The sequence below is a fragment of the Marinobacter sp. DY40_1A1 genome (assembly GCF_016597815.1).
Taxonomy (GTDB): Bacteria; Pseudomonadota; Gammaproteobacteria; order Pseudomonadales; family Oleiphilaceae; genus Marinobacter; species Marinobacter xiaoshiensis.
On record NZ_VCHA01000002.1, the window covers coordinates 420,191 to 431,461 of the forward strand.

The 11,271-nt window shown below is 55.4% G+C and carries 11 protein-coding genes; 3 read left to right on the forward strand and 8 right to left on the reverse strand.

The features are described 5' to 3' along the window. Window positions 1-24: 24 nt before the first annotated feature. From FFI61_RS07815 to FFI61_RS07830, 4 genes are all read right to left on the reverse strand, one after another. Window positions 25-426, reverse strand: coding sequence for an MAPEG family protein (locus tag FFI61_RS07815; RefSeq protein ID WP_200202340.1), 402 nt, complete (start codon window positions 424-426; stop codon window positions 25-27). Between the two features lie 80 nt (window positions 427-506). Beyond that, window positions 507-1,214, reverse strand: coding sequence for a lysophospholipid acyltransferase family protein (locus FFI61_RS07820; protein WP_200202341.1), 708 nt, complete (start codon window positions 1,212-1,214; stop codon window positions 507-509). Between the two features lie 47 nt (window positions 1,215-1,261). Further along, on the reverse strand, window positions 1,262-1,906 hold the full coding sequence (locus FFI61_RS07825) for a class GN sortase (RefSeq protein WP_200369842.1): 645 nt from the start codon (window positions 1,904-1,906) through the stop codon (window positions 1,262-1,264). Continuing rightward, window positions 1,903-3,993 (reverse strand): marine proteobacterial sortase target protein, encoded by a 2,091-nt coding sequence (locus tag FFI61_RS07830; protein WP_320159564.1) that lies wholly within the window; start codon window positions 3,991-3,993, stop codon window positions 1,903-1,905. Before FFI61_RS07830 ends, FFI61_RS07825 begins: the two co-directional genes overlap by 4 nt. Window positions 3,994-4,365: 372 nt before the next feature. Here FFI61_RS07830 and pdsR point away from each other — a divergent pair, with 372 nt between their 5' ends. The 3 genes from pdsR to FFI61_RS07845 are packed head-to-tail and all read left to right on the forward strand — an operon-like array spanning window position 4,366 to window position 8,468. After that, window positions 4,366-5,067 (forward strand): proteobacterial dedicated sortase system response regulator, encoded by a 702-nt coding sequence (gene pdsR / locus FFI61_RS07835; protein ID WP_200202344.1) that lies wholly within the window; start codon window positions 4,366-4,368, stop codon window positions 5,065-5,067. Window positions 5,068-5,070: 3 nt separating this feature from the next. Next, on the forward strand, window positions 5,071-7,164 hold the full coding sequence (locus tag FFI61_RS17930) for an ATP-binding protein (RefSeq protein WP_200369844.1): 2,094 nt from the start codon (window positions 5,071-5,073) through the stop codon (window positions 7,162-7,164). Then, entirely contained in the window at window positions 7,161-8,468 is a 1,308-nt protein-coding gene (locus FFI61_RS07845) for a DUF3422 family protein (RefSeq protein WP_200202346.1), read from the forward strand. Before FFI61_RS17930 ends, FFI61_RS07845 begins: the two co-directional genes overlap by 4 nt. A gap of 10 nt (window positions 8,469-8,478) precedes the next feature. On the opposite strand, the gene FFI61_RS07850 is transcribed toward FFI61_RS07845, so the two are convergent. The 4 genes from FFI61_RS07850 to FFI61_RS07865 form a co-directional block, all read right to left on the reverse strand. Then, complete coding sequence (locus FFI61_RS07850) at window positions 8,479-9,261, reverse strand: ATP-binding protein (protein WP_200202347.1); 783 nt, start codon at window positions 9,259-9,261, stop codon at window positions 8,479-8,481. Between the two features lie 167 nt (window positions 9,262-9,428). Next, entirely contained in the window at window positions 9,429-10,007 is a 579-nt protein-coding gene (locus FFI61_RS07855; RefSeq protein ID WP_200369845.1) for an outer membrane beta-barrel protein, read from the reverse strand. 292 nt (window positions 10,008-10,299) lie between these two features. Next, complete coding sequence (locus tag FFI61_RS07860) at window positions 10,300-10,812, reverse strand: hypothetical protein (RefSeq protein ID WP_200369846.1); 513 nt, start codon at window positions 10,810-10,812, stop codon at window positions 10,300-10,302. Beyond that, window positions 10,812-11,135, reverse strand: a complete 324-nt coding sequence (locus FFI61_RS07865) for a DUF883 family protein (protein WP_200369847.1) — start codon at window positions 11,133-11,135, stop codon at window positions 10,812-10,814. The genes FFI61_RS07860 and FFI61_RS07865 overlap by 1 nt, the downstream gene beginning before the upstream one ends. Window positions 11,136-11,271: the final 136 nt, after the last annotated feature.

An 11,271-nucleotide genomic window follows, 5' to 3' on the forward strand; every position in this document is an offset into this window, starting at 1 on the left:
CCCCGGCGGTTTTAACTGCAACAATCAGCCGTGCACTTGCCACACATTCCACAGCAGCAAAATTGCCGCTGCCAGCATTCCCAACCAGGTCAGCACCATACCCAGAGCCCGCGCTTTATGCTCCTCACCATGGCCATTAATCATGCCCCAGGCATGCAGGAGGCGACCCGTAACGAAGGCCATGCCAGTCCAGTAAACATATCCGGTTGCCACACCATTAAGCTCCGCAATTCCCAGCATGATAAGAACAATGGGCGCGTATTCCACAAGATTACCGTGGGCGCGAACCGCAGCCTGAAAATCAGGGTTGTCGGTAACACCCATACCCTTGTTGTACTTCATTCGGAACTTAACAACGTAGGCTGAAAGCACCAGCATCAATATACCGAGTACGGCCGCAAACACGCCGGTAACAGGCATCAACATATTCAGCTCTTCCTTATTTGGCTGACAATAGCCAGCAGAAAAACGGCACCTACCAGAGACTTCACACTCGAGTAGAATCTTCAGGCTCGGCTTAACTCAGCAATTTCCTCGGCCATCGCCTTATGGCAGCGCGCAATCAGCGCTGGAACATCCTCAGTGGTAAGCCCTATGGTTTCTATCGGAGGCAGAATCCGCATAGGCACAGCCTCGCGCCTACCCTGCCAACCAAACGTTTTATTGCGATATTCAGCTGCGCATACCATAACAATTGGCGCCCCGGCCGTCACCGCTGCGTAAAAAGCACCTTTTTTGAACTTCTGCAGCCCTCGGCCCTTACTGCGGGTACCTTCCACGAAAACCCACAGGCTTTTATTTTCGCGGGTGATCGCCTCACTGGTAGCTTGCATGACTGCAACAGCTTTGCGGGAGCGGGCACGGTTCAAAATCACATTACCCCCCAGCCAGAATGCCCAGCCAAAAAACGGAACCCAGACCAGTGATGACTTGCCCACCGTGACGGTGCGAGGCGCGACCAGATCCCCCACCACAAAAAGATCATCGTTGTATTGGTGATTGCAAATTGCTACCACAGGGCGATCCTGGGGCATGTTTTCCACACCTTCCACCGGCCGCTCCATGCCGAGTATTGCGCGACCGGTTCGCGCCAATGCAATGGCCAACAGCCGGTTATTATCCGGATTAAACGGCCTGACAATAAAGAATGGCAGGGCGAGTATGCAAAGCACAGGAACACTCAGCCAAGCCAAAACACTTCTGATAAAGCCCATACGACAAACTCTGCATCAGGATTTTGGCGCACAAGTGTACGCCAAGTTTATAGGCCTGCAACAGTGTCAATTTCGTCCAATATGGCCTGACTATAAAGAACGCTGCTGTGATCGTCTTCTTTGTCAGCCAGGCGAGCTGTATCGTCTACTTGAGCCTCAACCACATAACGGAGCGGGCCGCCTGCATCCATGCTGTCGAAGGGGTAGCAGGTAACCAGCAACAGAGTACCTGCAGGCAGCTTATGAGTATCGATGAATTCCGAACGGCTATCCACAATTCTTGTTGCACTCACCCGGTAGCCCTGCCAGCGCCCGTCCCGGCCTTGCAACCTTAGCTCATTGCCTGGCTCCAGATATTTAAGAGGGCGAAAGTGAGTGTCCCGGTGGCCGGCAATAACAACTGCAGTCTCAGTGCCGTTGCCGCCCATCATTTGACCCGGCCCAAAGGCCAGGCTTTCCCCATGAACACCCGCCAGAACGATCATCGAATCACCAAGCTCCGGCATCGACAATTTTGCCACCGGCCAGGTATCAGCCCAGGGCCAGGGCCGGGATTCGGTCTGCCTGGCCTGGCTCTCAGCCCAGGCGATTTCCAGCAGCTCCTGAGCCACAACAGCCTTGATAGGTACCCAAAGCCCGAATACCAGCAACATGGCAGAGCTTGTGATCAACAACAGCAGTGAGCGGCTCATGGGTACGCCCGCCTTTGCAGGAGCACAATCGCTGCAGATAGCATCAATCCAAGCAATCCCAAAGCTATCATCAGAGGCGCAAACGTAGCCGTTTGCGGGTAGCGCGCCATGCCGGGCTGGCTCCCTGCAGGTAGCAGCGTGGGAAGGTTGTCTTTCAACAAAGCGCTTTCAGCAGCCCGCACCGGCGTTTTATCCACAGCTACAAAGCTCGTATAGGGCGACATAAGGTTGTGGGCAACCGCCAGCTTGGTGATTCTCTCTTTATCCGGCTCCTGCCCTTCTATCCGGGCATCGTCCAGAAGGCTGTCGATCTTCTCCCGCGCCCAGTAACGATTCAGCCCTGTACCTGAAGCCGCCTGCTGCAAATCCAGGCTTTGCTGCCAGCTTCCACCACCCGGCAACCGACCAGACACTCTCAGCTTACCGGCAGGTGCTACTCCACGCACAACCTGCAACAAGGGTTCACCTTGAAACAAATCACCGGGCCGCTGCGGAAAGCTGTCTTCCATTACCGCTGCAGACTGCCCCGGCCAGGTAACCTGAATATCCGTCATCACCGGCGCTTCCATGGCTGCAAACAACCTGGCCAAAGGACCACTCATATCGGCCAGATCCTGCACCGAGGTATAACTACCACGCCCCCAGCGCGCGGCCTCACGCATAAAGTGCATATTAGGCGCCGACCCTATGGCCACAGTGAACAGCCTGTGATCACCCAACTGGCGACGAATCTGGCTGAACAGCGCCGACTCATTGCCAACCGCACCGTCTGTCATGAACACCACCTGACGCACTCTTGCTGCATCTTCCGGCATTTCACCTGCACTCTTGCCTTGCCCCTGCAAAGCCAACGTTAGCGCTGATGCCATTTCCGTTCCACCGTCAGCTTTCAACCCATTCACATACTGCCGCGCCCGGGCCAGATTATTGGCTGTGGCCATTTCCGGCTGCATAAACAAAGCGTGGGGCTGTGAGTTGAACTGAATCACATTGAACCGATCACCGGGCACCAGCGTCTCCAACCCCAGCTGCAGCGCTTCCCTCGCCTGCCGAATGGATTCCCCGGCCATGGAGCCCGAGGTATCAATCACAAACGTAAGCTCCCGTGGCAACCGGGTTTTACCCGCCCGCCCCGGCACCAGCATCGCCAGCAAATAATCTTCCCCTTGCCACTGCTGATGAAACACAGCCGCGCCCGGCTCCTGCCCCGCAAAAGGCTGCCAACGAATCACAAAATCCCGATTCATCACAATGTCCCCCGCCTGTGGCTCAACCGTTACCACCTGACCATCCTGCTGAGTCGCCACCTGATGGCTGGGACTGAACACCTGCGCCAACGGCAGCCCGGCATCAATCGTGAACTTGACTGAAGCTCTGTGACTGTCCGCTGCCACATCGTCCACATCCACCGTAAACGGACTGATCGCATCCGCATCCAGCACTTCGGTAGTAGGCACAGCCCAACCACCCTGCCACTGCTGCGGCGCCACCGCCAAAGACTCACCCGGTATATACCGGGGCGTCAGCGTCGTCGGCACACTCAACTCAAACACCCCATCCCGATAGCTCACCAACTGCTGATAACTGAGCTCCACACTCACCTCAGCCCCCGGCGGAATATTCGCCACCCGAGTGGTAAACAGATTCGGCCGCTGCTGCTCAACCGTCGCCGCATGACGCCCGGAATCCCGAGCCGCTTCATAGGTCTTCTTCGCTTCCGCACGTGGCTGAACCTCCCCCACAATCGTGCGCCCCCCCACCTTCATGGTCAGCCCATAAACACTGGCCTTTTCCGGCAGCGGAAACACAAACACCCCCTCGCGCCAGTCATCACTCGTGTTCTTAAACGTCCGCACCAGCTTACTGTCTGCAATCAGCCCACTAACCCGAACATCAAAGTCACTCCCCAGCACCAAAGCGGGTTCCTGCCACTGCCCTTTACCGTCCAAAAAGTGCAAGGTTCCTGCGGAATCTTCATTGTCGGTGTTGGCCTCTGCATAAAGCGGCTGCACAAACAAAACCAGCAACATAGCCATCCACAAACTAATCCCCTCCATAAAGCGCACGAGCCGCCGCTTCCGGCCCACACTGAGCCCTCCCGTGAGGCGGTGCCCCCTTCCGAAACCGTGCGGAGCCATGGATGGCGGAGCCGAGCGTACAGGGACGTATCTACAGCGTGTTTCGGAAGGGGGCACCGCCTTGCGGGAGGGCGAGCTCACGGCAAACGGGAAAGCACTATGCTGAGAGGACAGAGAAGAAAACATCATGGCAGTAATCCTTTGGCTACATGACTAAATCAGACACAGCCATTCCACCAACCAAAAAAGGTACCCCCATGGCAGAATCAAACATTCCACGAACAAAAAATGATGAATTATGGCAACACCGCAAGCTACCCTTGTTCTAAACGCCTCCCGTGTTTAAATAGACCCCAACGCCCACAAACAACAGCCAAAATCATGAAAAAACACCTCGTCCTGATAGAAGACGAACCCGCCATCCGCGACAACTACCGCGCCGCCTTCGAACGCCGCGGTTATCGCGTATCCACCTACGGTGATCGGTCATCAGCATGGCAGGTCCTGCGCCAAAGCCTGCCCGACCTCGCCATCATCGACGTCGGCCTGGGCAACGAACCCGAAGGCGGCTTCACCCTGTGCCAGGACCTGCGCTCGCTGTCCGCGACCCTACCCATCATCTTCCTGACCGCCCGCGACAGCGACATAGACTCAGTACACGGCCTGCGCCTGGGTGCGGACGACTACGTCACCAAAGACATGAGCATCGAACACCTGCTGGCAAGAGTGACCGCACTGCTACGCCGGGCAGATGCCTGGGCAGAAGCCCTGCAAAAACCGGACGAAATCGTGAAACGTGGTCGCCTCGACCTCAACGTTGATCGCATGACCGTAGCCTGGGATGACAACGCAATAGACCTCACCGTGACCGAGTTCTGGATGCTGCACTCACTCGTACAACACCCCGGCCACGTGCGCAGCCGTGAACAACTGATGGAAGCCGCCAACACACACCTGGACGACAACACCGTCACCTCCCACATCAAACGCATCCGCAGCAAATTCCTGCAGATCGACAGCACCTTTGACAGTATCCAGACCGCCTACGGCATGGGTTATCGCTGGAATGCCCGTGAGCTCTGAACCGTGACCCTCAAACGCCAGCTCTTTATTGCCAGCCTGCTGATGCTGCTAATTCCCTGGGCCGGCTTGCAGTTCGTGCTGGAGCTGGATCAGGCACTTCGCCAACAGGCGCTGCAGCAGCTGCAGGACCAAGCTGATCGATTGGCCCAATCCGCCGGTGACCTCAGCCTGGGCCTTCCCGTCGTTGCGCCCCAAACGCCCGCCATTTACATGGAAAGCCTCACCAGCCCGATCAATCTCGACGGCTACGGCCATGACTGGCCCGGTTACGATGAGGGTGAACAATCCCTGCTTTGGCAACCCTCTGCCTATTCAGATTCAGAACCTCCCGCCCAAAGTTCAGGCAAACCCACCCTGCATTGGCAAGCAGCAACCGACCAACGCCACCTGTACCTGCTGATACGCCTCAGCAATCGCCAGCCCGAATTCTTCAACCCTGGCGCACCGGATCAGCCCCACGACCGGCTCAAACTCTGGCTCGAACCCGCAGACAGCAAGCAACTGAATCCCGATGCCCAAACCACATCATGGCTCATGCGTGCCTCGCCGCCGGGCACTGTGTATGCAACAACGACTGATACAGCAAACAGAGAAGCCAGCGACACCCCTGACTACCGGGTTAGCGGGCACTGGACCAGCATGGGTAACGGCTGGCAGCTTGAACTGAAACTGCCCAAACCTCCGCAAGGCAGCCGTTTCGGTTTTTCAGCGCAATGGCGGGACAGTTCAGGGTTAGCGCAAGCTGGCACATCTACAGACCCACTGCCAGTAATGGTGGAACGCCAATCCGGGCTTGAGCGGCAACTGATTCCCGGAATGAGCAAAGGCCAAATTGCACGGCTGATCGAGCCGGCGGGCTGGGTGATCGCGCAACAGGCAACACCGTCTCCCCAGGCACCACCAGAGTTTGACGAACTCAGCCCTTTGCAAATTGTTGAGCACATCAGCCTCAATGCACTAAGGGCGCTGGTTCAGTTTTACCAACCCAAACCAGCGCGCCTCTCCATCCACACCAATCGGCTGGATATGAGTGGCATACCCGAAGAAGGACTTGTCCGGCATGAAGACGACAAGGTTTGGCTGATGACATCCAAGCCTGTTTTTGGCGGCCGAACTCTGGTGCTTGAGCAATCCCTGGACCAGCTATTAACCCTGGCTGGCTCCACACTTGGCTCCGTTATTGCCCGCAGCACGCTGATTATTATTGGCCTGACGCTGGTGTTGCTGGGCTATGCCAGCTGGCTGTCCTGGCGCATTGCCCGCCTACAGCGAGCGGTCAGCGCCACCATAGATCAGGATGGCCGGATTATCGGTACCCTGCCGGGCTCAGGCGCAAAGGATGAACTGGGCCAATTGCAGAACCATTTCGCCCAGATGGCCGACCGACTGCACGGCTATAACCGTTATCTGGAGAGTTTTTCGCGGCGTCTTTCCCATGAACTCAAAACCCCGGTGGCCGTGGTACGCTCATCCCTGGAAAACCTTTCTCACGCCGAAACTACAGAAGAGCGTTCGCAATACATTGGGCGCGCAACCGCAGGTACCGAGCGGTTGCGGCAAATTCTCAATGGCATGAGCGAGGCCGCAAGACTGGAACAAAGCTTTGATCATGCCGACAAAGAAGCCTTTGATCTGGCAGAAGTGGTCAGCCAGGCAAGCGCGGCCTATCAGACGCTGGATCCACATCATCAACTTATCTACACCGGGCCGGAATCCGGTATCACCCTTGTCGGCTCCCCGGAACTGCTGGTACAGATGCTGGACAAACTGGTCGACAACGCCCGCGACTTCACACCCGAAAACGGCAGAATTGAAATACGTCTGGACCAACACACTGACCAGGTTCAAATCGAAGTGTTTAACGAAGGTTCAAGCTTGCCAGCCACCTCGGGCGTGGACATTTTCGAGGCGTTTGTGTCCCAGCGTGAAGGCAAAACCGAGGGGCACCTGGGCCAGGGGCTGTTGATCGTGCGCTTGATTGCCGACTTCTTTGGTGGCCGAGTTGACGCCAGAAATCAGCACTTTAATGGCATTGACGGCGTATCCTTCCGCGTTATCATCCCAAAGCTTACGGATAAACCAAGGACTGACCCGTGACCGCCAAGACTGTCGCACTGGATTTTCACCCCCTGCGCCCTGACCTGTATCAGGAGCTTCATTCGCGCCCATTTCAGGTATTGCCGCCGCAGGCAAGGGTAAGCCATATCGCAGTTTTGACCACGTCAGAGCAGCGCAAAAGCCAGTTTAAACATCTGCAGAGCCTGCACCGGATGCTGGGGCAACCCTGGCCAGAGGAGGAAGTCACTTGCTACGAGCAAACCTTTGATAATCTGCGCATTCGCCGTGAAGTTCACCTGGAATTTACTGCTTATACTTTTACCAACCTGGCTCCGTCTGACGTTGAGCCATTTGAGGAAACCGGGATCAGTGCACTGCCGCATGGCTGGCTCGCGCAACTCGAAGGCGTGGTAGTTGCGGCGTTTCATATTGACGTTAGCCCATCCACGGAGCATGCCCGCAACGAACCTGCGTTCATGCGCCGGCATTTTGAGGGTATGCGCCTGGTAGGAAGCAGCCCACAGGAAGGGGCTGCGCGGGTACTGGGCACCTTTCAGTTGCACTCCGACAGTTTCGGCCGCTTTATGGTGCTCAATTACACCATGTCGGACAGCCAGCTAGGCCGGCTCGTTCAGCGCCTGATGGAAATCGAAACCTATCGCTTGATGTCTCTGCTGGCATTGCCCGTAGCCAGGGAAATCACCCCAGCCCTGAATGATATGGACCAGCAACTGGCCACTATCACCCAGGCACTGGCTGATAACGAAACCCTGGATGAGCAAACCATTCTTGCCAAACTAACCAACATTGCAGCCAAAATCGAAGCGTTTCGAGCCCACTCCACCTTCCGGTTTTCCGCTACCAAAGCCTACCATCAACTTGTGCTGACCAGGCTGGAAGAGCTGCGAGAGGACGAAGTATCAGGGCATCTGACCATCGGCGAGTTCCTGACCCGCCGGTTGACGCCTGCAGTAAAGACCTGCGAAGCGGTAAGCGAGCGGCTGGAAGATCTGTCAAAACGGGTAGATCGCACCTCAGACATGATGCGGACCCGGGTGGAACTGGCCATACAGAGCCAGAATCAGCAGCTGTTGAGCTCCATGGACAGGCGATCACAAATTCAACTGATGATGCAGCATACCGTTGAAGGTTTTTCGGTTGTGGCCATCACCTATTACCTGATCGGCTTACTCAAACTGGCCCTCGATTCCATCTACGAAGCGGGCATTATCTTCAACAAAACCCTGGCTCTGGGTATTGCCATTCCAGCCACCCTTGCTTTGGTGTATCTGGTTGTGCGGCTTGTGCACCATCACTTCATGCGCATGGCAAAACGGCAATAGCGAAGCGGTTTCACCCAAGATTCTCATCACCGGAAAACTGCCGGTAAAACTGCTGTGCCGTGCGGCCATTGCGCACCCCTTTCTGGGTTGCAAACCGGATGGCTTCGCGGTGCAGGTTCTCCCGATCAGTGACACCCGGGAAGAGTGCATCCACTGCCTGCAAATACACTTCTTGAGGAAACGCGTAGAAGGACAACTGCAAACCGAAACGGTCAGCAAGTGACACCTGCTCTTCTATAGCTTCAGCCGGGTGAATTTCACCATCCTGGGTGTGGCCTTTGAGGTTATCAGACATGAATTCCGGCATAAGATGGCGGCGATTCGACGTGGCGTATACACGAACGTTTTCAGGCGGCAATTCCAGTGAGCCTTCGAGCACGCTCTTCAGCGCCTTGTAACCGGTTTCGCCCACATCAAAAGACAGATCGTCACAGAAGATGATGAAGCGGTAGGGAAGATCGCAGATATCATCAACAATCTCTGGCAGGTTCACCAGATCGTCCTTGTCCACTTCGATAATTCTCAGGCCTTGATCTTTATATCGGTTCAACAACGCCTTGATCAGAGATGATTTGCCCGTGCCCCGGGCGCCCCAGAGCAACACGTTATTGGACGGCTCTCCAGCAAGAAAGCGTTCAGTATTGCGAGCTAGCGCCTGTTGCTGACGGTCAATGCCCGTCAGAGAACCCCACTGAACCGGGTCCAGCCTGCGCACTGCGCGCAAGCCTGCGCGATGGCGTCGCCACACAGCTGCAGGGGTTGATGACCAGTCGAAGGGTTGGTTGTCAGACATAAGCTCTTTTCCTGTTTCGCTGTTTACCGTGCCACATCCCGACTTGCCGGCGGGCCATGTGGTATCAGTATATCTGTATGAGTGACAGGCAGGCTATTGGAGAGGGAACAAGCAAAAAGGTGCAAAAGCCAAGCTTTTGCACCTTTTCAGGTCTATACCACGACTGATCAGAACTGGAACTTGAGGCCAACCTGAGCAGTATCAAAGTCCGGTCCGTCGTTGTTCAACTGACCATTGAAATCATTTTCATCAATGTCGACGTTGTAACGGTTGTACTCCAGAAACGTGGTCAGGTGCTCTGTAATCCGGAAGTCCACACCCGCACCCACAACAGGGCTTACGTCGTCGTAGGTTTCATCTTCGTCAAAGGCATCCAGATCCAGAGCAGCCGCAAACGCGCCAGCCTTGGCATACACGCCGAAGCTATCAGTTACGGGCAAGCGTCCGATCGCCACAAGTGACCCACCTTTGAGTTTGCCCTCAACCTTGTCTTTTCCGAAGTTGCCAAAATCTATGTAAGCCGCTTCAAGCGCAAAAAACTGGTTGAACTGATAACCGAGACCAGCACCGTATAGATCGTTGGAATCATCAAAGTCGCCACCATGGGATTTATATCCACCATAGCTACCTTTGATGTATGGGCCGGATTCGTCGCGATCAGAGGAACCTTGGGCAAAAGCTACGGGAGCAGCAAATACACTGGCAGACAAAATCGTGGCGCAGGCAATACGAGCTTTGGAGTTCATAGTGCTTTTCCTCGCTGGTTGGAAATTCCATTCGTCAAAGCGTTCTTCGGGTGACTGCGTTGATCTGATCACCGCCCCCGAAACACGTGCTACTACCCTAGCGCCCCAGATCACGGTTTTGGGTTACATCCAGACTAAAATCTCGTCATACTCCCTTAACTTTCCCAGCAAAAAGAACTGAAAAACAATCACATAACCATCACTTCCCTGCACAGCCTCATAGCTGAAAAAAACACAGATTCAGGACTTGAAGTGACAGGTAATGTCGGGGAAATCAAGGTGGGGCGAGGGATTATTCGAAAGAAGCTTTATCTTTGGCCGGCGCGGCTGATTCTTCGAAACCACCGGATTCCGAAGAGCCTGAACCAGAGGACTGCTGCATCAAAACCATACCGCCCTGGAGCAGCAGCTTCTTCAGTCTCGGGTCATTTTGTTCTGCCACGCCAACGGCAAAAGCCAGTGCTGCAGCCTCCAACGGGTTACGGGCGATCAACGCACGTAATAATTCGATAGGGGAACCTGAGCCAGGGCCAGACTGGCTACTTTGGCCATTTCGGCGGGGTTTGGGCGTGCGGGTCAGACGGTAGAAAAACAGCACCAGCAAACACAGGCATGCACCCCCTGTGATTGCCATAGCCCCCGACTTTCCCACAAGGGGAGCCAGGGCCAGGGTGGCTGCATTGACCAGCAGGTAGAAGCCAGTAACCAGCAGCGCAGTAAGCAGCACCAGAGACAGCACTACCCCGATGATAGCCGCGACAGCTTTGCGAAGGGTGCTCTGGATACTTGCGGAATCAGGCAGCATCAGCGATCAAGCATTTTGCCCACAATGACACCAGCCAAAAACATGAGAATAATGCTGAGAAATGGCCTTTCCTCTATTTTGTGCTCCACACTCTCTACAGTTTTCGAGCCTGCCTCTGTTGCACGAGTAAGGGCTGCATCGCCCCGCTCACGCAGGTTTTCAAACACCGCGCGGGCCTCACGGCTGATTTCATCCTTCAGGTTATTGGCGCTGGCCTTCTGACTGTCTGCAAACGCTTTCGTCAGGGATGCAATGTCGTCACGCAGTACCTGAAGATCATCTTTCACGCGGGCATAGTCATCTTTCGTTGTTTGCTTATCCATGGGCTGTCTCCTGATTCGGTTAGTGATTTCATTCGACAACGGGCTGGAGCAGACCTGTGTTTGCCCCTCAGCCCGCAAGACCGTTCACAAATTACTCTAGCACAGGGTCGGGAATCCGTAACTGTAACCGAAATAG